21 protein-coding genes are annotated in these 23,126 nt (G+C 62.7%); 7 read left to right on the top strand and 14 right to left on the bottom strand.

The window, feature by feature from the left end:
• The 4 genes from JAB1_RS09965 to JAB1_RS09950 are packed head-to-tail and all read right to left on the bottom strand — an operon-like array spanning position 1 to position 4,863.
• A complete protein-coding gene (locus JAB1_RS09965) occupies positions 1-1,527 on the bottom strand; it encodes a chemotaxis protein CheW (RefSeq protein ID WP_254672026.1) in 1,527 nt (508 codons plus the stop codon).
• Positions 1,514-2,038, bottom strand: a complete 525-nt coding sequence (locus JAB1_RS09960) for a chemotaxis protein CheD (protein WP_052140344.1) — start codon at positions 2,036-2,038, stop codon at positions 1,514-1,516. Before JAB1_RS09960 ends, JAB1_RS09965 begins: the two co-directional genes overlap by 14 nt.
• The gene (locus JAB1_RS09955; RefSeq protein WP_070259470.1) at positions 2,035-2,859 is read right to left on the bottom strand and encodes a protein-glutamate O-methyltransferase CheR; all 825 of its coding nucleotides are present in this window, start codon (positions 2,857-2,859) and stop codon (positions 2,035-2,037) included. Before JAB1_RS09955 ends, JAB1_RS09960 begins: the two co-directional genes overlap by 4 nt.
• Before the next feature lie 3 nt (positions 2,860-2,862).
• The gene (locus JAB1_RS09950) at positions 2,863-4,863 is read right to left on the bottom strand and encodes a PAS domain-containing methyl-accepting chemotaxis protein (RefSeq protein ID WP_225317323.1); all 2,001 of its coding nucleotides are present in this window, start codon (positions 4,861-4,863) and stop codon (positions 2,863-2,865) included.
• 618 nt (positions 4,864-5,481) lie between these two features.
• Here JAB1_RS09950 and JAB1_RS09945 point away from each other — a divergent pair.
• Complete coding sequence (locus JAB1_RS09945) at positions 5,482-7,569, top strand: 3-hydroxyacyl-CoA dehydrogenase NAD-binding domain-containing protein (protein WP_070279689.1); 2,088 nt, start codon at positions 5,482-5,484, stop codon at positions 7,567-7,569.
• 120 nt (positions 7,570-7,689) lie between these two features.
• On the opposite strand, the gene JAB1_RS09940 is transcribed toward JAB1_RS09945, so the two are convergent.
• The 3 genes from JAB1_RS09940 to JAB1_RS09930 all read right to left on the bottom strand — a co-directional run bounded on the left by JAB1_RS09940 (position 7,690) and on the right by JAB1_RS09930 (position 9,439).
• Positions 7,690-8,538 (bottom strand): alpha/beta hydrolase, encoded by an 849-nt coding sequence (locus JAB1_RS09940; protein ID WP_070279683.1) that lies wholly within the window; start codon positions 8,536-8,538, stop codon positions 7,690-7,692.
• Between the two features lie 107 nt (positions 8,539-8,645).
• Positions 8,646-9,044 carry a VOC family protein gene (locus JAB1_RS09935; RefSeq protein WP_070279681.1) on the bottom strand — a complete coding sequence of 133 codons (399 nt, stop codon included), beginning with the start codon at positions 9,042-9,044 and terminating at the stop codon, positions 8,646-8,648.
• 101 nt (positions 9,045-9,145) lie between these two features.
• Positions 9,146-9,439, bottom strand: coding sequence for a DUF2798 domain-containing protein (locus JAB1_RS09930; RefSeq protein WP_070279679.1), 294 nt, complete (start codon positions 9,437-9,439; stop codon positions 9,146-9,148).
• 96 nt (positions 9,440-9,535) lie between these two features.
• Here JAB1_RS09930 and JAB1_RS09925 point away from each other — a divergent pair, with 96 nt between their 5' ends.
• Complete coding sequence (locus tag JAB1_RS09925) at positions 9,536-10,441, top strand: LysR family transcriptional regulator (protein ID WP_070279678.1); 906 nt, start codon at positions 9,536-9,538, stop codon at positions 10,439-10,441.
• Here JAB1_RS09925 and JAB1_RS09920 read toward each other — a convergent pair.
• Positions 10,438-11,187, bottom strand: coding sequence for a nucleotidyltransferase domain-containing protein (locus JAB1_RS09920; protein ID WP_139144507.1), 750 nt, complete (start codon positions 11,185-11,187; stop codon positions 10,438-10,440). The genes JAB1_RS09925 and JAB1_RS09920 overlap by 4 nt on opposite strands.
• Before the next feature lie 193 nt (positions 11,188-11,380).
• On the opposite strand from JAB1_RS09920, the gene JAB1_RS09915 reads away from it, so the two are divergent.
• Positions 11,381-11,584 (top strand): hypothetical protein, encoded by a 204-nt coding sequence (locus JAB1_RS09915; protein WP_034784610.1) that lies wholly within the window; start codon positions 11,381-11,383, stop codon positions 11,582-11,584.
• 106 nt (positions 11,585-11,690) lie between these two features.
• On the opposite strand, the gene JAB1_RS09910 is transcribed toward JAB1_RS09915, so the two are convergent.
• On the bottom strand, positions 11,691-13,391 hold the full coding sequence (locus JAB1_RS09910; RefSeq protein WP_034784609.1) for an MFS transporter: 1,701 nt from the start codon (positions 13,389-13,391) through the stop codon (positions 11,691-11,693).
• 229 nt (positions 13,392-13,620) lie between these two features.
• On the opposite strand from JAB1_RS09910, the gene JAB1_RS09905 reads away from it, so the two are divergent.
• The 4 genes from JAB1_RS09905 to JAB1_RS09890 all read left to right on the top strand — a co-directional run bounded on the left by JAB1_RS09905 (position 13,621) and on the right by JAB1_RS09890 (position 16,816).
• Positions 13,621-14,799: an acetyl-CoA C-acyltransferase gene (locus JAB1_RS09905; RefSeq protein ID WP_070279674.1), complete on the top strand. Its 1,179-nt coding sequence runs from the start codon at positions 13,621-13,623 to the stop codon at positions 14,797-14,799.
• 126 nt (positions 14,800-14,925) lie between these two features.
• Positions 14,926-15,228: a Dabb family protein gene (locus tag JAB1_RS09900; protein WP_058048132.1), complete on the top strand. Its 303-nt coding sequence runs from the start codon at positions 14,926-14,928 to the stop codon at positions 15,226-15,228.
• A gap of 99 nt (positions 15,229-15,327) precedes the next feature.
• Complete coding sequence (locus JAB1_RS09895) at positions 15,328-16,329, top strand: NADP-dependent oxidoreductase (protein WP_070279672.1); 1,002 nt, start codon at positions 15,328-15,330, stop codon at positions 16,327-16,329.
• A 61-nt stretch (positions 16,330-16,390) separates the two neighbouring features.
• Complete coding sequence (locus JAB1_RS09890; protein WP_070279671.1) at positions 16,391-16,816, top strand: GNAT family N-acetyltransferase; 426 nt, start codon at positions 16,391-16,393, stop codon at positions 16,814-16,816.
• A gap of 97 nt (positions 16,817-16,913) precedes the next feature.
• Here the strand turns inward: JAB1_RS09890 and JAB1_RS09885 are convergent, their stop codons facing one another.
• The 5 genes from JAB1_RS09885 to xylB all read right to left on the bottom strand — a co-directional run bounded on the left by JAB1_RS09885 (position 16,914) and on the right by xylB (position 23,099).
• A complete protein-coding gene (locus tag JAB1_RS09885) occupies positions 16,914-17,924 on the bottom strand; it encodes a ribose ABC transporter permease (protein WP_070279901.1) in 1,011 nt (336 codons plus the stop codon).
• A 160-nt stretch (positions 17,925-18,084) separates the two neighbouring features.
• Positions 18,085-19,584 (bottom strand): sugar ABC transporter ATP-binding protein, encoded by a 1,500-nt coding sequence (locus JAB1_RS09880; protein ID WP_070279669.1) that lies wholly within the window; start codon positions 19,582-19,584, stop codon positions 18,085-18,087.
• A 77-nt stretch (positions 19,585-19,661) separates the two neighbouring features.
• Positions 19,662-20,597, bottom strand: a complete 936-nt coding sequence (locus tag JAB1_RS09875; RefSeq protein ID WP_077404737.1) for an ABC transporter substrate-binding protein — start codon at positions 20,595-20,597, stop codon at positions 19,662-19,664.
• A gap of 64 nt (positions 20,598-20,661) precedes the next feature.
• Positions 20,662-21,612, bottom strand: a complete 951-nt coding sequence (tal, locus tag JAB1_RS09870; RefSeq protein WP_070279667.1) for a transaldolase — start codon at positions 21,610-21,612, stop codon at positions 20,662-20,664.
• 2 nt (positions 21,613-21,614) lie between these two features.
• Complete coding sequence (gene xylB, locus JAB1_RS09865) at positions 21,615-23,099, bottom strand: xylulokinase (protein WP_217494292.1); 1,485 nt, start codon at positions 23,097-23,099, stop codon at positions 21,615-21,617.
• Positions 23,100-23,126: the final 27 nt, after the last annotated feature.

The raw sequence follows: 23,126 nt of genomic DNA, 5'->3' as shown, positions 1-23,126 counted from the left end.
TTACGCCGCCTGCGGCAGCGCCGAGCCCAGCTTTTCCAGCAGATGGTCGCACTGGAAGACGGACAGGGTCTGGCGCTGCTTATCCGTGCCGATATCGATCATTTCATCCATTTCGCTGCGCAAGTCGTCATGCTCTCCCGTGCGGATGATTTGCGGCGCCGCAAAGCGCTGGCTGTCCGAGATGGTCATGATGTTGTCGACATGGTCGACGAGAAAGCCGTAGCGCTCGGCGCCCCGTTCCACGATCAAAATCTTGCCCGCGCCCGTGTCCGCCAGCGGCGGCATGGCGTACAGTTGGCGCAGGTCGATGATGCTGATCATTTGCTGGCGCAGGTTGAGCATGCCGCGCATGCAGGCCGGCATGCCCGGTGGCGTGGTGATGGCGCCGCTGAAGTCGATGATTTCGCGCACTTGCCCGATTTCCACGGCGAAGCGGGTTTCCACCGTAAACGTGATGTAGACGCGGCGCTGCGCCTTGCGCGTGGCGGCGCTGCCCGCTTCCGTGTCGGTCGGGTACAGGCGCGCGTGGCCGTCGCGCATCTCGACGATCTCCGCCTGCGACAAGATGCCCTTGTGGTCGAGGAAAATGATGTCGCCCAGACCCTCTTTCGTGATGCAGCCGGCAAACATGGCGGCGCGTGCCTTGCTCAGCAGGGGAATCGGCAGCACCTCGTCGCCAAAGAAATGCACGATGCTGTCGACGGAGTCGACGAGGAAGCCCACGGTCGTATCATCGAGGCGCACGACGATGATGCGCTGGTCGCTGGTCGCCGCCGTGCCGGACCCGGCCGCCTGCAGCAGGGCGCCGAAGTCGACGACGGCCACCTGGCTGCCGCGAAAATGCATGCGCCCGAGGCACAGTTCGCTGTTCAGCAGGGAGCTGTGCAGTTCCGGCACCCGGATGATTTCCTGGATGGCCAGCATTTCGAAGGCAAACGTGGCGCCGGCCGCATGGAAGCTGACGCACTGCCGGCGTTCGCTTTGCGCATGGTAGCGGGCCGAACTCAGCTTGGCGCCCGTCGCCTGCAGGGCCAGCACATGGGGTACGTTTTCGATGCGCAGCAGGGCATGCGGATCGAGTACCTGCAGCAGGCGCGCACCGCCGTCGAGCAGGATCGTGCCGGCGATGACGGCGTGGCTGTCGCTGGCCGCATATTGCAGGGCGCTGCGGGCGCTGGCGGGCACGCGCAGGATTTCACCCGTATCCTGGAAGACGATACCGACCAGCACTTGCTGGAAGTCGAGGATGGCGATCTTGTCCGTGGCCACGGCGCGCGGCGCATCGGCGCGGAACAAGCGCCCCAGGTTGACCACCGGAATGACGCTGCCGCGCAGGGTGAACATGCCTTCCAGGTAGGCGGGCGACAGGGGCAGGGCCGTGACTTTCGCGGGGTAATTGACGACTTCGCGGATGCAGCTGGCGGGCAGGGCGAATTCATCGTCGCCCAGGTGGAAGGAGCCGAACAGCTCGGCGGCCGTTTCTCCATGGGCCTGTGCTTGCAAGCCCGTCGCTTCATGCATATCCATATGCGCCTTCCTTGCGTGGAATTAATTCGGGTTGCGCCACCACATCGGTGACGGCATAGCTGTGGTTGGCGCAATCGATCAGCAACTGGCGCCCGTGGCGTCCGCCCAGCGCGCAAAAACTCACCGACAAGCCGCACTGGTCCAGGTATTTTTGCGCCGCTTCCGCATTTTGCCGGCCCACTTGCAATCTCCCATTGCGCGGGCCAAACATGCTGGCGCCGCCCGCCAGCACCACTTCGATATCGGCGTAATCGGCCTGGCGCACACCCATCATCCGCAGCAGCGAGGGCACGGCCTGGCTCACATAGCGTGCCCCCAGGCTGCTGTCGGTGCCCGGCGCTTCCGGCAGCAGGCAATGGGCCAGGCCGCAGCAGGGGCCATTCTTCCAGATGAAACCGATGCCGATGCAGGAGCCGAGCAAGGCTTGCAGCTGCTCGCCATGCGTGCCCACGCTGAGTTGCCCCATGCCAACATGGTGCAGCGGCAGGCTAGGATCGATGATGATGTTCATGCGCTACCCGCCTTATAAATCATGGGAAACTCGAATTGATAGCCGGTACCGAGGCGGGCGATGGTTTCCGACTCGCCCAGGATCAGCCGGCCCTCGTCCTTGAGGCTGAGCCGTGCCTGGCGCAGCACGGTTTCCTGGTGCTCGGCATCGAAATAGATCAGCACATTGCGCAGGAACACCAGGTCGAACTGCCGCGCCGGGCGCAATGCTTCCAGCAGATTGTGCTGGGCAAAGCTGACGTGTTGCCGCAATTCCTCGTTGACCCTGACGCCATGCGGCGAGGGCGTGAAATATTTGCGCAGCAAGTCTGGATGCGACAGGCGGATGCGTTCGACGGAGCGGCCGCTGTACTGGCCGGCCCGCGCCGCGCCCAGGATTTGCTGCGAAATGTCGCTGGCCAGGATCTGGTAGCGGAAAGCGGGCGCTTGCAGCTTGAATTGCTCGCACAGCATGGCGATTGAATACAGCTCTTCGCCGCTGGCGGCCGCTGCCGACCAGATGGACAGGCAGCCGTCCGGATGCGCGCGGGCCCAGGCGGGCAGGTAGCGGTCGCGGAAGTAATCCCAGATGGACGGCGTGCGGAAGAACAGGGTGTCGTTGGTGGTCACCAGGTCGATGAAATGGGCCACCTCGTCGCGGTCGCTGCTGACGCGCTCCAGGTACGCCTGGTAGCTGTGCAGGGACAGCGCCCGCAGCCGAGGCTGCAAGCGCCGTTCCAGCAAGACGCTCTTGCGCGCCGTCATGGCGATGCCCGTATGCTGGCGCACCAGCGCGATCAGGGTCGTCAGCACCTCGGGCGTCAAGGTGGCCGCGTGGCTCATGGCTTACACCACGAAGCCGGAGACAGTCTGGTTCAGGCTGCCAGCGCGCTCGTTCAAGCCATCCGTCGAGCGGGCGATGCTGTCGCAGTTGGCGGCCGACTTTTCCGTTTCCTCGGCGATGTACTGAATGGCCGTGGATACTTCGCGCGCCGTCAGCAGCTGTTCATTGGCCGCCTTCGAGATATCGGAAATGGCCAGGGTGGTCTTCGCCACGCCCGAGACGATCTTGTCGAAGGCGTCGCTGGCCTGGCGCGAGATTTCGCTGCCCGTCGAGACGCGCTTGACGGATTCGTTGATCAGCTTGGAAATCTCTTTTGTTGCCTGCGAGGAGCGCTCGGCCAGCTTGCGCACCTCATCGGCAACGACGGAAAAGCCCAGGCCGTGTTCGCCCGCGCGGGCCGCCTCGATGGCCGCATTGAAGGCCAGCATGTTTGTCTGGTTGGCGATTTCGCTGATCACCTTGACGATTTCGCCGATGTCTTCCGACGAGCGGTTGATCAAGTCCATCGCCTCGATCGACTTGGCGACGGCGCGCGCGCCCGCTTCCGCCTCCTGCTGCGTGGCTTTTGCCAGGTAATCGGCGTTCGAGGTATTTTCCGCGATGGAATTGATGGAGAACGTCAGACCGTCGATGGACGCGTTCATTTCTTCCACCGTGGCGCCCAGCGCCTGCGTGCCCACGGCCACGCCCGTGGCCCGTTCGGCGATCGCGTGCGAGGCGTCGGCAAAGCCGTTCGCGGCCGACACCACGTTGCCGATCACGCCGCGCAAGTCGACGATCATCTTGCTGATGCCGCCGGCGAGCAGGTCGATCGGCTCGTCGCCCTCGGGCACGATATTGCAGGTCAGGTCGCCTTGCGCCGCGCGCGCCACCGATTCAAGCAGGGCATTGACCTTGCGGCTGTCGTTGGCGGCCTTGGACTGGATGCTGTTTTCCAGGTTCACCTGTTCCGTGATGTCGATGGCGAACTTGACCACTTTATACGGCTTGCCATTCAGGTCCAGGATGGGGTTATAGGTGGCCTGTATCCACACTACCTTGCCATGGTTGCCCAGGCGCTTGTAGCGGCCCGCGTCGAATTCGCCGCGGTTGAGCTTTTGCCAGAATTTCTTGTACTCGGGGCTGCTCGCATACTCGGGCTCGCAAAACATGCGGTGGTGTTCGCCCTGGATATCGCTCAAGTCGTAGTCCATGACGGCGAGGAAATTGTCGTTTGCGTCCAGCACATTGCCGTGCATGTCGAATTCGATCACGGCCTGCGCCTTGCCGATGGCGCTGACCTTGCCTTCGTATTCGGCATTGCGCATTTTCAGGGCCGTGATGTCGCTGGCGAACTTGACTACCTTGAAGGGCCGGCCTTCCGCATCGAAAATGGGGTTATACGAGGCATTGAGCCAGATTTCGCGGCCGTCCTTGGTGACGCGCTTGTATTCGCCCGAGTCGAACTGGCCTTGCCCCAGTTTCTGCCAGAACTGCGCATAGTCGTCGCTCCTGGCGTAGTCGGGCAGGCAAAACATGCGGTGGTGCTTGCCCTTGATCTCGTCGAGCGTGTAGCCGACGGACTTGAGGAAATTGTCGTTGGCGTCGAGGATGGTGCCGTCGAGCCGGAACTCGATCACGGCCTGGGCCTTGCTGATGGCGTCGATCTTGCCTTCATAATCGGCGTTGCGGCGCTTGCTGGCCGTGATGTCGGTGGCAAACTTGATGACTTTATACGGTTTGCCGTCCGCATCGAGGATGGGATTGTAGGACGCATTGATCCACACTTCGCGCCCATCCTTGGCGCGGCGCTTGTATTCGCCATGGTCGAACTCGCCACGTCCCAGTTTGGCCCAGAAGGTGGCGTATTCGGCCGTTTTCACATAGTCGGGGTCGCAGAAGATGGCATGGTGCTTGCCTTGCACTTCGTCCAGGGTATAGCCGAGGACGCGCAGGAAATTGTCATTCGCATGCAGGATGGTGCCGTCGAGTTCGAATTCGATGACGGCCTGGACACGGTTCAATGCAGTATTTATCGCTTGTAAGTCCAGATCCTGGGAGTGGCTGACATGGCTGGCTGCGTCCATAGTATTTCCTTCGGGGTGAGAAGAGGAATGGGAACGATAAGGCTGCTGTTATTATTTTTTCTGCTATCCATATAAGGCAGCGATGTTATTGCATGGATCGACATCTGGTGATAATCGGTGAGAATGTGCGCGATCAACGGCCGCCAGTGTTTGCCCTGCGGTTTGCCTTATAGTGGATAAATTGTAGAGTATTGATTTGAATCAACAATTTGATTATTCCCCAGCATCTGGCGAAAAACAAGGGGCGGAAATAAATAATGTCAAAAATGTCGTAATTGGCCCATGCCCGCATATAACAAAGCCTTTACTTTGCATAATAAAACGCCGTTATTATTATTGTGCTTTTATTATTTAAATGAATATCCAAGTGATAGCTTCTACGGGAGCTTGCTGCTTGCAGCAGAATCTTTCCGCAAACGATGTTGTGCCATGGCGTACCATGCTGGCGCCGGGCACGCCACGACAAAAATAATACGAGCGTTCTTTTATGCGGTATAGTGAAGCTTCATCCCTTGCAACCACCTCATCGCTGAGCAAAATCAATAAGGAAGAGACATGAGTGCTGAATATCAAGTGAACGGCGCCGTTGCCGTCATTACCCTCGCCAATCCGCCCGTCAATGGACTGGGTCTGGCCACGCGCACGGCCGCCGTGGCCGGCATCCGCCAGGCGCTGGCGGACGAGTCCGTCAAAGCCATCGTCATTACGGGCGCCGGCAAGGCCTTTTCGGGCGGTGCCGATATCAAGGAATTCAATTCGCCCAAGGCGCTCACGGAACCGACTCTCCACACCCTGATCAACGTCGTCGAGCAATCGACCAAGCCGGTCGTGGCGGCCATCCACAGCGTCTGCATGGGTGGCGGCCTGGAGCTGGCGCTGGGCTGCAACTACCGCGTGGCCGCGCCGGGCGCGCAGATGGCCTTGCCGGAAGTCAAACTCGGCATCTTGCCGGGCGCGGGCGGCACGCAGCGCCTGCCGCGCGTGCTGGGACTGGAAATGGCCCTCAACATGATCGTCTCGGGCACGCCCGTCGCGTCCGAAAAACTGGCCGGCACGGCCCTGTTCGACGAAGTCATCGCGCCCGGCGCGGACTTGCTGGCCGCCGCCGTGGCCTTCGCCACCAAAGTGGGCGACGTGCGCCCGCTGCCGAAAGTGCGCGAGCGCAAGGTCGATTACCCGAACCACGAAGCGTTCTTGCAGTTTTCGCGCAATACCGTGAAAGCCATGTCCGGCCCGTTCCCCGCACCGCTGAAATGCGTCGATGCCGTGGTGGCGGCCGTGACGATGAAATTCGACGAAGGCTTGAAGTACGAGCGCGAACTGTTCATGCAGCTGGTGCAGTCGCCGGAATCGAAAGCCCTGCGCCACGCCTTCTTTGCCGAACGCGTCGCCAGCAAGGTGCCGGACGTGCCGTCCGATACCCCCGTGCGCACGATCGCCAGCGCGGCGATTGTCGGCGCCGGCACCATGGGTGGTGGCATCGCCATGAATTTCGCCAACGCGGGCATTCCCGTCATCTTGCTGGAAACGAAGCAGGAAGCGCTGGACAAGGGCCTGGCCACCATCCGCAAGAATTACGAGAACACGGTGAAGAAGGGCAAGCTGACGCAAGAGAAGGCCGAGCAGCGCATCGCGCTCGTTAGCGGTACGCTGGCCTACGCCGACATTGCGCAGGCGGACATCGTCATCGAAGCCGTCTTCGAGGAACTGGGCGTGAAGGAAACCGTCTTCAAGCAGCTGGACGCCGTCATGAAGCCGGGAGCCATCCTCGCCTCGAACACGTCGACCCTGGACCTGGACAAGATCGCCGCGTTCACCCAGCGCCCGCAAGACGTGATCGGCACGCATTTCTTCAGCCCCGCGAACGTCATGAAGCTGCTGGAAATCGTCCGTGGCAAGGAAACCGGCAAGGACGTGCTGGCCACGGCGCTGGCGCTGTCGAAAAAGCTGAAAAAGACGGGCGTCGTCTCGGGCGTGTGCGACGGTTTCATCGGCAACCGCATGATCGAACAGTACAGCCGCCAGGCCGGTTTTCTGCTGGAAGAAGGCTGTCTGCCGGAACAGGTCGACAAGGCGGTCGAGAAATTCGGCTTCGCCATGGGCCCGTTCCGCATGGGCGACCTGGCCGGCAACGACATCGGCTGGGCCATCCGCAAGCGCCGCTACGTGGAAAAACCGGAAGTGACGTATTCGAAGACGGCCGACCTGCTGTGCGAACTGGGGCGTTACGGCCAGAAGACGGGCGCCGGCTGGTATGACTACAAGCCGGGCGACCGCAAGGCGTATCCGTCGGAACAGGTCAACGCCATGATAGTCCAGCATTCCGCCGACATCGGCGTGGCACGGCGCAAGATCAGTGACCAGGAAATCGTCGAACGCCTCGTGTATGCGCTCGTCAATGAAGGCGCGCGCATCCTGGAAGAGGGCATCGCCCTGCGCGCCTCGGATATCGACATGGTGTACCTGACGGGCTATGGCTTCCCGCTGTTCCGCGGCGGCCCGATGTTCTACGCGGACACGGTCGGCTTGCCGAACGTGCTCGACACGATCGCCGGCTATGCGAAAGGCCGCCACGGCGAAGCGTGGACGCCGGCGCCGCTGCTGGTGAAACTGGCGGGCGAGGGCAAGGGTTTCAACAGCTGATGAGGCACGGTTGAAAAGATGTAGGTCGGATTAGCGAGGCTCCGCCTCGCGTAATCCGACAACATTGTTGGCCGTAGCGGTGTCGGATTACGCGGCATGCCGCTAATCCGACCTACGTTGTTATTTCTTCTTCGCCACCATCTTGACCGCCTCGTTGACGATGACGGGATTGTCCTTCTGGATGTAGTAGCCGGCGCCTGTGATGCGCTCGATGGCTGGCGCGCCGGACAGGCGCTGCCATTCCTTTTCCTGGGCCCGCACGACGTTTTCAAACGAGCCCATTTCCTCGATGCCGAACTTGTCGCGCACCAGCAGCATGGCGGGCACGCGCAGCGGGCTGCTCATGTCGACATGTTGCAGGCACTGCGTCTGCGCATCGAATTCGGCCGATTCCGTACTGTTGAACATCAGCTTGCGCCGCGTCTTGACGAGCATGGCGTAGGTGGACGCGTCCGTCTGCAGGCGGTTCCATTGCTGCGGGTGCGTGGGATCGAGCAAGACCAGGCCGGCCACGTCCTGCGGGTACAGCCTGGCATACACGTACTGGTACAGCCCGCCCAGGCCATGGCCGACCAGCACATACGGCGGTTTCAAGCCCGCTTGCGTCAGCAGGGCACGCTGCTGGGCAGCAATGGTGCAGGGGTCGCGCGGCGTGGTGGTCTTTTTGCTCTCGCCGTAGCCGGGTCGGTCGTACACGAGCACGCGGTGCTGCCTGGCCACTTCGGGCACCACCTTGGCCCACACATCCTTGCCGTCGCCCATGGCCGACTGGAAGACCACGGGCAAGCCGCCCTGGCCGCTCAGGGTGTAGGCGATGCTGGCGTCGGGCAGGGCGGCGTTGGCCGGCACGCCTGGCATGACCGGGGTGGATGGCAACAGGGAGCAGCCGGAAAAACAGCCTGCCAGCAGCAAGCCTGCGCTGGAGAGGAGCATGGCGCGCGCGGGGCGGCCGACGAATAGATGATGCATGAATCTCCTTCTTGGTGCACGGACCGGGGACCGGTATGGCTTGCCAGCCATTATAGGCAAATCGTGCCGAAGTGGAAATGCCGAACAGAGGCGGATTTACCGTCCTGTCAGCCGGCGTCGGCGCGATGGCAGACGGCTTCGATGCGGTTGCCGTCCGGATCGAACAAAAAGGCCGCGTAATAGCTGGCGTGATAGTGGCGCAAGCCGGGCGCGCCCAGGTCGATGCCGCCGTGCGCCAGCCCCGCGTGCCAGAACGCTTCCACGGCCGCGCGCGAGGGGGCCTTGAAGCAGCAATGGCGGCGCGGCGCGTCGTCGGGCTTGGGACCCAGGCGCACGGAAAAATAGCTGCGCCCGGTATGGTCCGCATCGCTGCGCTCGCCGTAGCCTATCCAGGCGTTGGCATGGTCGCTGCCCACCTTGGGCACGTTCAGCGCGGCAAAGATGGCGTCGTAGAAGCGCTCGGCGCGCTCCAGGTCGCTGACGGTGAGGGAAACGTGATCGAGCATGGGCACTCCGCTGTAAAAACAAGGACGGCCATAGCATAGCCCGGATCAGGGCGGCCGTGGGCGTGAGTGACCGAGTGATACTGTTGCTGGCCGACTGCCGGTTAAGGGCGGCTGGCGCACGCACATGGCGCATCGGCCGGGCAGGCGGGGCAGCGTGGCGCCGGGCGCGCCAGGCGGGCCACGATCGTGCGGCTGAACAGCTGCACGCGGGGCGCGAACAGCATCACGGCGCAGAAGGCCACGGGCCAGGCGGCAAAGAACGCATGGCGCCAGCGGGGCAGGAAGTCGGCCTGCAGGCCGATATTCAGCCAGGTGACCCAGGCGCTCATCAGCAGGGTCATCACCAGCGACATCAGGAAGGCAAATACGCAGCGCAAACGCAGGGCTTCGGACATGGTGCACTTTCAAGATATGAGGATAGGGCAGCGTAACGACTTGCAGCAATCTATACTAGAGCCATATTTTTAATTTCAAATTCCAAAAATGCAATCATGCTTGATGACTTAGCCCTGTTTGTCGCCATTGTCGAGGCGGGTAGCCTGCATGCGGCGGCCGTGAAGGAAGACTTGCCCGCCGCGACGGTCACGCGCCGGCTGCAAAAGCTGGAAAGCCAGCTCGGCTACCGCTTGCTCAACCGCAGCGCGCGCCGCCTCCAGCCGACGGCGGAAGGCTGGCAATACTACGAGCAGTGCCGCCCCCTCGTGCATGCCTTGCGGCAGGCGACGCAGCAGCTCGACGCCAGCCTGTCGGCCGTTTCGGGCAGCATCCGCGTGCTGGCGCCCGTCAACTTCGCCAGCGGCTTGCTGACGCCGGCCTGGGTCAGTTTCATGCAGAAGTATCCGGATATCCGCCTCGAGCTGGAACTGTCGAACCTGCTGCAAGACCTGGTGGGCAGCGGCGCCGACCTGGCCATCCGCGTGGGCGCGCTCGACGATTCCTCGCTGATGCAGCGCCGGCTGGGCAGTGCCGCGCTGGTGATGGTGGCCGCGCCCGGCTATCTGGCGCGCGCCGGCGTGCCGCGCGACTTGCAGGAATTGGAAAAGCACGAGTTGATCGTGGCCGAGCCGCTGCGCAACTGGCGGCTGCGGCGGCCCGGCGACGGCGCCGAAATGGTGATCGAACCGCAGGCGCGCCTGCGCGTCAACGAGATGCGTCTGGCCGTGGAGATGGCCGACGCGGGCATCGGCATCCTGCTGTGCCCGCTTTTGCAATGCCGCGAGGAAGTGGCCCGGGGCAGCCTCGTGCGCGTCTTGTCCGACTGGATGCCGCAGCCGCGCCATGTGTATGCCGTGTGGACGCAGCGGCGCTACCTGCCGGCCCGCGTGCGCGTGCTGCTCGAGCACCTGGCGGCGTTTGCGGCGGATAATCCCTTGTTGAACGAAGAGCCGGGCGTTTAGCTTGCCTGTTGCTGCGCCAGCCACAGCGTGAACTGGCGCAGTGCTGGCGTAAAACCGCTGGCTGGCGCGGCACCGGGCCTGGCCTGGGCCAGGAAATACGCGATGGGCGCCTGCATGGCGGGAGAGTGCCGCAGCAACAGCGCGACATGGTCGTCCAGGCTGGCGGGCCAGCCTGGATCGCCATCCTGGCGCAGGGTGTTGCAGGAACGGATCAGCTTGCGCGACGCTTCGCGCTGCAGGCGGGCGATGACGGCAGGGTCGCGCTCGTCATCAAGGCGCTGCGCATACTCGTCCAGCACGCGGGCAAAGTCGCCATTCACGGCCAGGGCAATGGCGCGCGAGGGCGCGAACGGCGCAAAGTGCCGCGCCAGGTCTTCGCCCCACAGGCAGCGGCACTGGTGCTTGAGCCAGTAGCCCCAGCTGTACAGGTGTTCGGGCGCCAGTACCTGGGTCCGGTGGCCGATATCGAAATCGATCTTCATGACTTCCCGGTGGCGCGCCTGCAAGGCCCGGCGCAGCGCTTCCAGCGCGCTGGCCTGCTGCTGCGTAGGTGGATGGCGCAGTACCAGGGTCAGGTCGAGGTCGGATACGCCCGGCGTGGCGTCGCCGCGGGCGATGCTGCCATACAGGTATATGCCGTCCAGCAAGTTACCGGCGTGCGCAGCCAGGCTGGCGCAAACGTCTTGCAGCAAGGCGTCGAAATGCTGCTGCAGTGGGCCGCAGGGGGCGGGAGGAATGGTCGGCATGCCTGGTACGAATCCGCTGGGAGAAACTTCCACCATAGCATGCAGTGGCGGGCGCGCAGGCAATCCTTTCCATTAAGTAATACCGAGCGCTTGTACTTTTCGTCAAGATCGCGTTAAGATAAAGCTGCCCGCTTATCCAGTGGGCAATCTGGTGTTTTTTCGCGCAATCCCGTCCCTATCCATGAGAGTAGCAATGAAATATCTGATCATTCCCTTCTTGCTGGCCATCACTGGCTGTGAAGTACTGTATGACGCAAACCGGGACAAGATCGGCGAGTATTGCAACAGCCTCAATAATTTTGACGACCGGAATGCCTGCCGCAAGCGCAACCAGACCAGCTACCAGGAATACGTGCAGCAGCGCGACCAGCTGAAAAAGGGCAAGAGCGACAAGTAAGTTCGGCAAGTTTGCCGCCGCATACGCCGCATAAAAAAACGCCGCTGACGAGTCAGCGGCGTTTTGCTTTGCGAACCCCGGCCTTGCGACCGGGGCATGCATCAGATCAATCGTCGGCGTAGATATTGTTGTCCTTGGTTTCCTTGACGAACAGGGTGCCGATCACGACAGTCGCCAGGGCGACGACGATCGGATACCACAGGCCGTAATAGATATCGCCCTTGAAGGCCACCAGCGCGAAGGCCGTGGTCGGCAGCAAGCCGCCGAACCAGCCGTTACCGATATGGTAGGGCAGGGACATCGAGGTGTAGCGGATACGGGTCGGGAACATTTCCACCAGCATGGCGGCGATCGGGCCATACACCATGGTCACGTACAGCACCAGGATGAACAGCAGCAAGACCACCATCGGCTTGTTGATCTGGTCCGGATCGGCTTTCGCAGGGTAGCCCGCTTCCTTGATGCCGGCGCCCAGTTCTTTCTTCAGCGCCGCTTCGTGGGCCTTGCTTTCCGCATCGAAGTTCAAGCCATCGGCAGTCATGACGGCGTTAAACGACGTGAATTCCTTCGTGCCGATGCGTACCTTGGCGATGCTGCCCGCCGGTGCGTCTTCCTTCGTGTAGTTCACCGAACTGTTCGACAGGAAGCCCGTGGCGATGTCGCACGACGATGGGAATTTCTTCGTGCCCGTCATGTTGAACTGGAAGTGGCAGGAAGCAGGATCGGCGACCACCACCACTGGCGAGTTCTTCAGTGCTGCTTCCAGCTGCGGATTGGCGAAGTGGGTCAGGCCGTTGAAGATCGGGAAATAGGTCGCAGCGGCGATCAGGCAGCCGCCGAGGATGATGTACTTGCGGCCGATGCGGTCGGACAGGCTGCCGAAGAACAGGAAGAATGGCGTGGCCAGCAGCAGGGCGATGGCGACGAGCACGTTGGCCGTTGCCAGGTCCACTTTCAGGGTCTGGATCATGAAGAACAGGGCGTAGAACTGGCCCGTGTACCAGACGACAGCCTGGCCGGCCGTCAGGCCGATCAGGGCCAGGATGACGATCTTCAGGTTTTTCCACTTGCCGAACGCTTCCGTCAGCGGGGCTTTCGAGGTCTTGCCCTCGGCCTTCATCTTGGCAAACGCCGGCGATTCATTCATGGCCAGGCGGATCCACACGGAAATACCCAGCAGGATGACGGAGACCAGGAAGGGAATGCGCCAGCCCCATGCCTCGAAATCCTTCTCGCCGGTCGCCAGGCGGGTACCCAGGATGACCATCAGCGACAGGAAGAAGCCCAGGGTTGCCGTCGTTTGTATCCACGCCGTGAACGCGCCGCGCTTGCCTTCAGGCGCGTGCTCGGCCACATAGGTGGCTGCGCCGCCGTACTCGCCGCCCAGCGCCAGGCCTTGCAGGATGCGCAGGAAAACGAGGATGATCGGTGCCGCGATGCCGATGGAAGCGTGGCCCGGCAGCAAGCCGACGATGAAGGTGGAGCCGCCCATGATCAGGATGGTGATCAGGAAGGTGTACTTGCGGCCGATCATGTCGCCCAGGCGGCCGAAGACGAGCGCGCCGAACGGACGCACGATGAAGCCGGCGGCAAAGGCCAGCAGCGCGAAGATGAAGGTGGTGGTAGGGTCGCCGATGAAGAATTGCTTGGCGATGATGGAAGCGAGCGAACCGTACAGGTAAAAATCGTACCATTCAAAGACGGTGCCCAAGGATGATGCAAAGATGACCTTGCGTTCCTCAGGCGTGATCGGAGTGCCTTTGGTGGAAAATTTCCGTACGTCGGCCGAGCCGGATGGTGATGCCATGGTTTGTCTCCCTATGTTTTATAGTGAACTGGTGCCGCGGTCTTTTTGACCATTCTTGCAACAGCTGGAGGCGAGTGTGTTCTCCGAACCTTACGTCATGCTTGCTTGAAACTTACGCCAAGCTTACAAATTGATGCGCGGCAGAACTTTGCGAACGATCGTACTTAAATGTGCTATTCTGATTCCGCAGATATTCCACCCCATAATATTCCCCACAAGGAGACACAGCATGAATGAAGCCGTCATCGTATCGACCGCCCGCACGGGCCTGGCCAAGTCCTGGAAGGGCGCGTTCAACATGACGCATGGCGCCACCCTGGGCGGCCACGTGCTGGCGGCCGCCGTCGAGCGCGCGCGCATCGAGGCGGAGGAAGTGGAAGACGTGCTGGTCGGCTGCGCCTTTCCGGAAGGCGCCACGGGCGGCAACATCGCGCGCCAGGTGGCCTTGCGCGGCGGCTGCCCCGTCACCACGGCCGGCATGACCGTCAACCGTTTCTGCTCGTCGGGCTTGCAGGCGATCGCCCTGGCCGCGCAGCGCATCATCGCCGGCGAAGGCGATATCTATGCGGCCGGCGGCGTGGAATCGATTTCCTGCGTGCAAAATGAAATGAATACGCATATGTACCGCGACGTCTGGCTGCAGCAGCACAAGCCGGAAGTGTACTGGCCCATGCTGCAGACGGCCGAAACCGTGGCCAAGCGCTACCAGATCTCGCGCGAGCGCCAGGATGTGTATGGCGCGCAAAGCCAGCAGCGCGCCGCCGCGGCCCAGGCGGCCGGCCTGTTCGACGCGGAAATCGTGCCGATGACCACCATCATGGGCGTGGCCGACAAGGCCAGCGGCATGCTGGTGTCGCGCGAAGTGACGATCTCCGCCGATGAAGGCATCCGTGCCGACACGACCTACGACGGCGTGGCGAAGATCCGTCCGGCCATCCCGGGCGGCGTCATCAGCGCCGGCAACGCCAGCCAGTTTTCCGATGGCGCGGCGATGGCCATCGTCATGAATGCGAAAGTGGCCGAAGCGAAAGGCTTGCAGCCGCTGGGCATCTTCCGCGGCTTTGCCGTGGCCGGTTGCGAACCCGATGAAATGGGCATCGGTCCCGTGTTTGCCATCCCGAAACTGCTGAAAAAGGCGGGCTTGACTGTTGCCGACATCGGCCTGTGGGAACTCAACGAAGCGTTCGCCGTGCAAGTGCTGTATTGCGCCGATACCCTGGGCATCCCGATGGACCGCCTGAACGTCAACGGCGGGGCGATTGCCGTCGGCCACCCGTATGGCGTCTCGGGCGCCCGCCTGACGGGCCATGCCCTGATCGAAGGCAAGCGCCGCGGCGTCAAATACGTGGTGGTGACCATGTGCATCGGCGGCGGGCAGGGCGCGGCCGGCCTGTTCGAAGTGCTGTAAGGTAGGTTTTGTCCAATCTGCGGGCGGCTTACAAGGCCGCCCGTTTGCATTGCGCGCCCGTTTCCTGCAAGGCGCGCCGATAGCGGGTACAGTAATGCTTCATTAATAAACAACCAGCCTGCCACCATGATCAAGCACATCGTTTTCTGGAAACTGTTAGACCACGCCGAAGGCGCCGACCGCGCCACGAACGCCTTGAAACTGAAAGCCCTGCTCGATTCCTGTTCGGACCTGGTGCCCGGCATCCTGAAATTCGAGGCAGCCGTGGCCCAGCCGGGCTTGGAAGCCACCTACGACATCGTCCTGTACAGCGAGTTCGCCAGCCGCGAAGCGCTCGACGCCTACCAGAACCATCCCGAGCACGTGAAAATCAAGCCATTCTTTGGGGCCGTGCGGGAAGCACGGCAATGTATGGATTACGAAGTGTGAAAACCCGTTAACCCCAAAGCGAAGGGCCGGGGTCAGACCCTGAGGGGCTGACCCCGGACTTTGCCTCTGGGGTTCATTTGACAAATGACAGGAGCATTCATGACCACCTACCAACGCATCGTCCTCGCCTCGCGCCCCGCTTCCAATGAGGAAGTGCAGCCGGCACATTTCCGTCTGGAAACCAAAGAGATTCCCGCCATCGCGGATGGCCAGTTGCTGGTGCGTAACCAGTATCTGTCGCTCGATCCTTACATGCGCGGGCGCATGAGCGCCAATAAAAGCTATGCGGCGCCGCAGGCGCTCGATGAAACCATGATCGGCGGCACGGTGGGCGTGGTGCTGGAATCGAAGCATCCGAAGTTTGCCGCAGGCGACACCGTCGTGGGGACTTTGGGCTGGACGGAAGTGGCCGTGTCGGACGGCACGATGCTGCGCAAGGTCGACACGACGCATATTCCCGCCTCGGCCTACCTGGGTTCCGTCGGCATGCCAGGCATGACCGCCTGGTATGGATTGAACCAGATCATGGCGCCGAAAGCGGGCGAAACAGTGGTCGTGTCGGCCGCCAGCGGCGCCGTGGGCAGCGTCGTGGGGCAACTGGCGAAATTGAAAGGCTGCCGCGTGGTCGGCATCGCCGGCGGCGCCGACAAGTGCGCGTATGTGGTGAATGAACTGGGTTTCGATGCCTGCGTCGATTACAAGGCGGGCAATCTGGAGGCCGACCTGGCGGCGGCCACGCCGGATGGCATCGACGCCATCTTTGAAAACGTGGGCGGCGCCATCTTCGATGCAGCCCTGGCGCGCACCAACGCGTTTGGCCGCGTGGCCGTGTGCGGCTGGATCGCCGGCTATAACGGCGAGCCGACGCCGCTCGACAATGCGCGCCTGATCCTCACCAACCGCCTCACCGTGCGCGGCTTCATCGTGTCGGAACAGCCGGAATTCTGGCCGCAAGGATTGGCGGAGCTGGGAACATTGGTGGCGACGGGCAAGCTGAAATTCCGCGAATCCGTGGCCGATGGCCTGGCCAGCGCGCCGCAAGCGTTCATCGGCCTCTTAAAAGGGCGCAACTTCGGCAAGCAATTGGTGAAACTGGCCTGACCTTCCTTCCGCAAGGCGGGCCGTGAGACAATTGCGGCCCGTCTCTTACTAGCGCATATCCATGACCAATCACACCATCCGCCTCGGCGACTGGGTCACCCTGGGCCCTGACGCCACCGCCATCCGTTTCGAAGTCTTTGTCGATGAACAGAAAGTGCCGGCCGAGATCGAACTCGACGACATGGATGCCGTCTGCCTGCACGCCGTTGCCTACGACGGCGCCGGCAACGCCATCGGTACGGGACGTTTATTGCCAGACGGCCACATCGGCCGCATGGCCGTGCGCCAGCCGGGCCGCGGCACGGGCGTGGGCGGGGCCATTCTGACCTTGCTGATGGACAAAGCCCGCGAACGGGGTGATGCGGCGGTGGTGCTCAATGCGCAAACCGTGGCCGCGCCATTCTATGCGCGCCACGGTTTCGTGCAGCAGGGGGAAGTGTTTGAAGAGGCGGGGATTGCGCATGTGGAGATGCGGCTGGTGTTCTAGGGTGCTGTCGGATTACGCGCGTAGCGCTAATCCGACCTACGACGTCAACGGTAGGTCGGGTTAGCGCGCAGCGCGTCACCCGACACCACCAGCACAATCAGTTCTGCGCGTGGCTCTGGCGCCATTTATCCAGAATCACGGCCAGCACGATCACGACACCTTTCGCCACGTACTGCCAGAACGACGACAGGCCCAGAATCGTCAAGCCATTGTTCATCACGCCGATGATGAGGGCGCCGATGACGGTGCCCCAGACGGAGCCCACGCCGCCCATCAGGCTGGTACCGCCGAGCACGACGGCCGCGATGGCGTCCAGCTCATATCCCGTGCCCCAGTTGCCGTTGGCCGCATACAGACGGCTGGCCGACATGGCGCCGCCCAGGCCCGCGAACAGGCCGCTGATCGTGTAGACAAACATCAGCACGAGGCCGACCTTGATGCCCGTCAAGCGTGCCGCCTGGATATTGCCGCCGACAGCGTAGATATGCAGGCCCAGGGTGGTCTTGCGCAGGATGAACCACGTCAGCACGACGACGGCCGCGGCCAGCCAGATCAGCCAGGGCACGGCCAGGAAGCTGCCGTTACCCATCCATTCGAAGCTCGGGATTTCCGTGTTCAGCACGCTGGTGCCGTCGGCGAACAGGTAGGCCGCGCCGCGCAGGGCCGTCATGGTGCCCAAAGTCACCACGAACGGGTTCAGGCCGACGAGGGCTACCAGCACGCCATTGAGCGCGCCCAGCAGCAGGCCGACAATGAGGAAGGCGGGAATCGAGAAGCCGGCGAACTGGGCCGACAGCGACATCAGCATGCCTGCCACGGCCGAGACGGCCAGCACGGAGCCGACGGACAAATCGATGCCGCTCGTCAGAATGACGAAGGTCATGCCCGACGCCAGCACGATATTGATCGACACCTGGCGGAAGATGTTCATGGTGTTATTGCTGGTCATGAACGTCGACGTGCCATCGGCCGAGAAGTACACGGTCAGGCCATACATGGCCAGGTAGAGCACCACCAGCACGGGCAGCATGCCCAGGCGGCGCATCAGGTTCGAGGCATTGAAGGGTTCGCCGGCGCGCGCGGCGCCGCGGGTGGTGCTAGTTGTCATCATGAGTCTCCTGAATGATTATTTAAGACGTATTCTTAAAACGCCTGACAAAACCGTAGCGAGCGGATGTGGGTTGTGGTTGAGACGCGGAACTGTGCGGATGCACAGTGAGCATCGGAAACCGCAACCCGCGACGCGCAGTAGGTTTTGACAGGTGTTTTTATGCCGCTTCCAGCTGCGTGGCATAGGCAAGGATGTTTTCCTGCGTAATGTCGTCGCCCGTCACTTCTCCCGTCAGGCGTCCTTCGCACATCACCATCACGCGGTCGCAGATGCCGACCAGTTCGGCCAGTTCGCTGGAAATGCACAGCACGGCCGTGCCCGCATCGGCCAGCTGGTGGATGATCTTGTAGATTTCGCTCTTCGCGCCCACGTCCACGCCCCGCGTCGGTTCGTCGAGGATGAGGACCTTGGGCGCGATGGCCAGCCAGCGCGCCAGCAAGACTTTTTGCTGGTTGCCGCCGGAGAGTCCGCCGACGATGCCTTCCGGTCCCGACACTTTCACGTTGAGGTTGGCAATTGCCTCGCGCGTCAGCTGGGTCAGGGCGCCACGGTTGACGACGCCCGCCGTGGAGTGCTTGGAGAGGATGTTCATCGACATGTTTTCCATGGCCGACAATTGCATGAACAGGCCCAGGCTCTTGCGGTCTTCCGGCAGGTAGCCGATGCCGTGGCGGATGGCCGCCAGCGGCCGGTGGATGTGCACTTCCTGGCCGTCGAGCCATACTTGCCCCGATTGCTTCTTGTCGGCGCCAAAGATCAGGCGCGCCAGTTCCGTGCGGCCTGCGCCGACCAGGCCGGCAAGTCCCGTCACTTCGCCCGCATGCAGCGCGAACGAGGCGGGCCTGACCTTGCCGCCGCCCACGTTTTCCACGCGCAGGCGCTCGGCGCCGCGCGTGGTGCGCCGCTGGTGCGCATAAAAGTCGTCGGCGGGGCGGCCCACCATCATTTGCACGACTTTCTTTTGATCCAGCTCATCTTTGCCCAGTTCGCCCACATAGGCGCCGTCGCGCAGCACGGTGATGCGGCGCGCCAGGCGTTCCACCTCGGCCATGCGGTGGCTGATGTAGAGCACGGCCAGGCCCTTGTCGCGCTGTTCTTCGATGATGCGGAACAATTGTTCGGTTTCCCGGTCGGACAGGGCGGCAGTGGGCTCGTCCATGATCAGGATGCGGCTTTCGTGCACGAGGGCGCGGGCGATTTCCACCTGCTGCTGCTCGGCGATCGACAGGGTCGAGACCATGGTATCGGCGTCGAAGCGGGAACCTAGGTCGGCCAGGATGGCATTCGTGCGCGCGCGCATTTCGCCGCCCTTGACGGTCCAGAACGGTCCTTGCGGCTCGCTGCCCATGAAGACGTTCTGCGCCACCGTCATGTTCCTGGCTACGCTCAGTTCCTGGTAGATCAGGTTGATGCCCAGCGCGCGTGCCTCGCCCGGGTTGCGGATACGAATCGGCTTGCCGTCGAGGATGATCTCGCCCGCGTCCGGCGTGTACACGCCGGATAAAATCTTCATCAGGGTGCTCTTGCCGGCGCCGTTCTCGCCCATCACGGCATGGATTTCGCCGCTGCGCACCGTCAGGTGCACGCCGCGCAGCGCGCGCGTGGCGCCAAAGCGCTTCTCGATGCCGCGCATTTCAAAAATAATATCGTCGCTCATGACTGTCCTTCCTTGCTGGTGAAACTGGCGCCGCCTGCCAACTGGCTGGCGGCGCCACGTGGTTCAGGTCAGGCAGATCAGTTCTTTACCCAGCCCGTGTAGGTGGCGACGTTTTCCTTGGTGATGGCCGGGGTCGGCAACAGCACCATGGTCTGTTTCGGCGTGCGGCCGTTCATGATGTCGTAGCCCATCTGCACGGCGTCCGTGGCCATGCGGTACGGGTTTTGTGCCGAGGTGGCGGCAAACAGGCCGGCCTTGTTTTTCAGGGCGTTCTGGCCATCGGGCGCGCCATCGACTGCCGTGATCAGTTTCACGTCCGTGCGCTTCGATTGCTTGATCGCCAGTTCGGCGCCGATGCCGGTCGGATCGTTGATGGCGAACACGCCGTCGATCTTCGGATGGGCCGTCAGCAGGTTCGACATCACGGTCATGCCGCCGTCGCGGCTGCCGCCGGCGTTCTGGTTGTCGGACAGGATCTTGATATCCTTGAACGCGGCCAGGGTTTTCTTGCAACCGTTGACGCGGTCGATCACGGACGTGACCGGCGGGCCGTTCAGGATCACCACATTGCCCTTGCCGCCGATCTGCTTGGCCAGGTAGGCGCACGACACGTCGCCGGCCATGGTGTTATCGGACATCACGGTGGCCGAAGCGCCCACGGCGCCCACGTCGACAGCGATCACGACCACGCCCGCATTGCGCGCTTTCTTGATGGCTGGCGCGATGCCCTTGGAATCGACGGCGTTCAGGATGATGATGTCGGTCTTGTTGGCGATGAAGTTCTCGATCTGGTCCACCTGGGTGTTCAAGTCATACTTGCTGGACACCGTGGTGACTTTCACGCCAGGGCCGCCCAGCTTTTTCGCGCTTTCTTCCGCGCCGCGGCCAATGGCCACGAAGAACGGGTTGGCCAGGTCGCCCACGCTCACGCCGATCGATTTCAGCGGTTTGTCAGCGGCGAAAGCACCGCAGGCGGCGGACAGCAGCAGGGAGGCGGTAATGACTTTTTTCATGAGGATCTCCAAGGGTTTTTATTGTAAAAACAAACGGTGCTACGGGTAAAAACGGGGTGCAAACTTATTGATTGCGTAACTTCTCGATCATGGCGTCCAGCTTGCCCGCATCGACGGCAAAGCCGCGGATGCCTTCGGCCAGCTTTTCGGTCGCCATCGCGTCGTCGTTCAAGGCGTAGCGGAAAGCCGCTTCGTCATACGTGACGGCCGGTTGTGCCGCGCCCAAGTCGCCGCCCAGAGCGCGTTCGAATGGCGCATCTGCCGCTTCCAGCTTGGCCAGCAGATCCGGGCTGATGGTCAGCAAGTCGCAGCCGGACAGGGCCGTGATCTGCCCCACGTTGCGGAAGCTGGCGCCCATCACTTGCGTGGCGATGCCATGTTGTTTGTAGTAATTGAAGATGCGCGTGACCGACTGTACTCCTGGATCATTGGACAGGCTGCGCGCCGCTTCGTCCCATGCCGCGCCCAGCGATTTTTTATGCCAGTCGTAGATGCGGCCCACAAACGGCGAAATCAGGCGCACTTTCGCGTCGGCGCAGGCGACGGCCTGGCAAAACGCGAACAGCAGGGTCAAGTTGCAAAAGATGCCGTCCTTTTCCAGCTCGCGCGCTGCCTGGATGCCTTCCCAGGTGGCGGCAACCTTGATCAGCACGCGCTCGCGGCTGATGCCGGCTTGCTCGTACAGGGCGATCAGGCGGCGCCCGCGGGCGACGGTGGCGTCGCGGTCAAAGCTCAGGCGGGCATCGACTTCCGTCGACACGCGGCCCGGCACGACTTTCAAAATTTCCAGACCGAAGCGCACCAGCACTTGGTCGACGATATCGTCCAGCGCAGCGGATTGATGCGCGGCGACCGTGCTTTCCAGTAAGGGCGCGTAATCGGGCTGCAGCACGGCCTTTAAAATCAGCGACGGATTGGTGGTGGCGTCTTGCGGCGCGAAGCGCGCCAGTTGCAAAAAGTCGCCCGTGTCGGCGACGACGGTGCTGTATTGCTTCAATTGTTGCAGCTGATTCATTACTATTCCTTATCACTGAGTTGGTGCAAGGCTTGCACGGCGGGAAACAGGCTACGGTAGCGACCGTAACGGATGCTCAAGGCTGCGCTGTGCGCGGCATCGGGCAGGAAAATGTTTTTGATGGGCAAGCCCTGCGTCAGCAGGCTGGTGTCGCCGATGGCGGCAAAGCCCAGCTTGGCAGCGCCCAGGCTGGCCGACAGTTCGCTGTTGTGCAGGGTGCGCATTTCGCGTCCCAGCACATTGGCCAGCAGTTGCGCCCAGTACTGGCTGCGTGCGCCGCCGCCCACCAGCATGCAGTGGGGAACGACGGCGCCCGTCGACGTGACGGCCGCCATGGCGTCGCGCAAGGCAAAGGCAACGCCTTCGAGCACGGCGTAGCCGAGCTGCGCCGGCGTGCTGTCGTGGCCCAGTTGCAAAAAGGCGCCGCGCACTTGCGGGTCGTTATGCGGCGTGCGCTCGCCCGACAGGTACGGCAGGAACAGGGGTGCGGAAGGGGTAATGGCCGTAGTGAGCGGCAAGCCCGCTTCCACCAGCGCCAGCAGGGCTGCCTCGTCGGGCTGGCCCAGCACGCCCGTCGCCCAGCGCAGACAGCTGGCGCCCGACAGGATCGCGCCCATCGCATACCAGCGGCCGGGCAGGGCGTGGCAAAAGCTGTGTACGCCGCCGGCCGGGTTGCCCAAAGGCGCTTCGGTGACGGACACGATGGCGGCGCTGGTGCCCAGCGAGATAAAACTGTCGCCGCCATTGACGGCGCCGATGCCCACGGCCGAGACGGGATTGTCGCCGCCGCCGCCCGCCACCACCACATCCGCTGGCAAGCCCAGCTGGTCGGCGATGGACGCCAGCACGCTGCCCGTGGCGGCGTCGCCTTCGGCCAGCGCCGGCATCTGTTCTGGGTGCAAGCCGCAGGCGGCCAGCATGGGCGTGAACCAGGCACGGTTGGCCTCGTCCAGCCACAGGGTGCCGGCCGCATCGGACATGTCCGTCAGCTTGATGCCCGTCAAGCGCAGGCGCAGATAGTCTTTCGGCGACAGCAGACAGGCGATGGCGGCAAAGGCGGCCGGCTCATGCTTTTGCAGCCACAGCAGTTTTGGTGCCGTCAGGCCCGCCATGGGCAGGCTGCCCGTCACGTCCGCATACGCGGGATAGTCGCGCGCCAGGCTAGCCGCTTCGGCCTCGGCGCGCGCATCGTTCCACAGGATGGCGGGACGGATCACGGTATCGTTGGCGTCGAGCAGCACGGCGCCATGCATCTGGCCCGACAGGCCGATGCAGGCGATGCGGGCATAGTCCTGCGGCCAGCCGGCGCGCAACTGGCCCAGCGCGTTGACGCAGGCGGCCCACCAGTCCTGCGGCGCCTGTTCGGACCAGCCTGCTTGCGGGCGGCTGGTGTCGATGCGCACGGACGCCTGGCCGCGCACGCTGCCAGAGCTGTCCATCAGCACGGTTTTCAATTCGGAGGTACCGAGGTCGATACCGAGGGAAATCGCTGGATGCATGTTTGGTTTACTGTA

This window comes from Janthinobacterium sp. MP5059B (assembly GCF_001758645.1).
GTDB lineage: Bacteria > Pseudomonadota > Gammaproteobacteria > Burkholderiales > Burkholderiaceae_D > Janthinobacterium > Janthinobacterium lividum.
Note: the sequence above shows the minus strand (reverse complement) of the source record. Positions and strands in the feature narration are given on the sequence as shown.

What these genes read in the sequence shown, in the direction of transcription:
- JAB1_RS09960 (WP_052140344.1), bottom strand. Translation starts at nt 2,038, where the DNA reads ATGAACATCATCATCGATCCTAGCCTGCCGCTGCACCATGTTGGCATG.
- JAB1_RS09895 (WP_070279672.1), top strand. Translation starts at nt 15,328, where the DNA reads ATGACCACCTACCAACGCATCGTCCTCGCCTCGCGCCCCGCTTCCAAT.
- JAB1_RS09915 (WP_034784610.1), top strand. Translation starts at nt 11,381, where the DNA reads ATGAAATATCTGATCATTCCCTTCTTGCTGGCCATCACTGGCTGTGAA.
- JAB1_RS09890 (WP_070279671.1), top strand. Translation starts at nt 16,391, where the DNA reads ATGACCAATCACACCATCCGCCTCGGCGACTGGGTCACCCTGGGCCCT.
- JAB1_RS09930 (WP_070279679.1), bottom strand. Translation starts at nt 9,439, where the DNA reads ATGTCCGAAGCCCTGCGTTTGCGCTGCGTATTTGCCTTCCTGATGTCG.
- JAB1_RS09900 (WP_058048132.1), top strand. Translation starts at nt 14,926, where the DNA reads ATGATCAAGCACATCGTTTTCTGGAAACTGTTAGACCACGCCGAAGGC.
- JAB1_RS09925 (WP_070279678.1), top strand. Translation starts at nt 9,536, where the DNA reads ATGCTTGATGACTTAGCCCTGTTTGTCGCCATTGTCGAGGCGGGTAGC.
- JAB1_RS09910 (WP_034784609.1), bottom strand. Translation starts at nt 13,391, where the DNA reads ATGGCATCACCATCCGGCTCGGCCGACGTACGGAAATTTTCCACCAAA.
- JAB1_RS09940 (WP_070279683.1), bottom strand. Translation starts at nt 8,538, where the DNA reads ATGCATCATCTATTCGTCGGCCGCCCCGCGCGCGCCATGCTCCTCTCC.
- JAB1_RS09955 (WP_070259470.1), bottom strand. Translation starts at nt 2,859, where the DNA reads ATGAGCCACGCGGCCACCTTGACGCCCGAGGTGCTGACGACCCTGATC.
- JAB1_RS09905 (WP_070279674.1), top strand. Translation starts at nt 13,621, where the DNA reads ATGAATGAAGCCGTCATCGTATCGACCGCCCGCACGGGCCTGGCCAAG.
- JAB1_RS09945 (WP_070279689.1), top strand. Translation starts at nt 5,482, where the DNA reads ATGAGTGCTGAATATCAAGTGAACGGCGCCGTTGCCGTCATTACCCTC.
- JAB1_RS09965 (WP_254672026.1), bottom strand. Translation starts at nt 1,527, where the DNA reads ATGGATATGCATGAAGCGACGGGCTTGCAAGCACAGGCCCATGGAGAA.
- tal (WP_070279667.1), bottom strand. Translation starts at nt 21,612, where the DNA reads ATGAATCAGCTGCAACAATTGAAGCAATACAGCACCGTCGTCGCCGAC.
- JAB1_RS09935 (WP_070279681.1), bottom strand. Translation starts at nt 9,044, where the DNA reads ATGCTCGATCACGTTTCCCTCACCGTCAGCGACCTGGAGCGCGCCGAG.
- JAB1_RS09875 (WP_077404737.1), bottom strand. Translation starts at nt 20,597, where the DNA reads ATGAAAAAAGTCATTACCGCCTCCCTGCTGCTGTCCGCCGCCTGCGGT.
- JAB1_RS09920 (WP_139144507.1), bottom strand. Translation starts at nt 11,187, where the DNA reads ATGCCGACCATTCCTCCCGCCCCCTGCGGCCCACTGCAGCAGCATTTC.
- JAB1_RS09885 (WP_070279901.1), bottom strand. Translation starts at nt 17,924, where the DNA reads ATGACAACTAGCACCACCCGCGGCGCCGCGCGCGCCGGCGAACCCTTC.
- JAB1_RS09880 (WP_070279669.1), bottom strand. Translation starts at nt 19,584, where the DNA reads ATGAGCGACGATATTATTTTTGAAATGCGCGGCATCGAGAAGCGCTTT.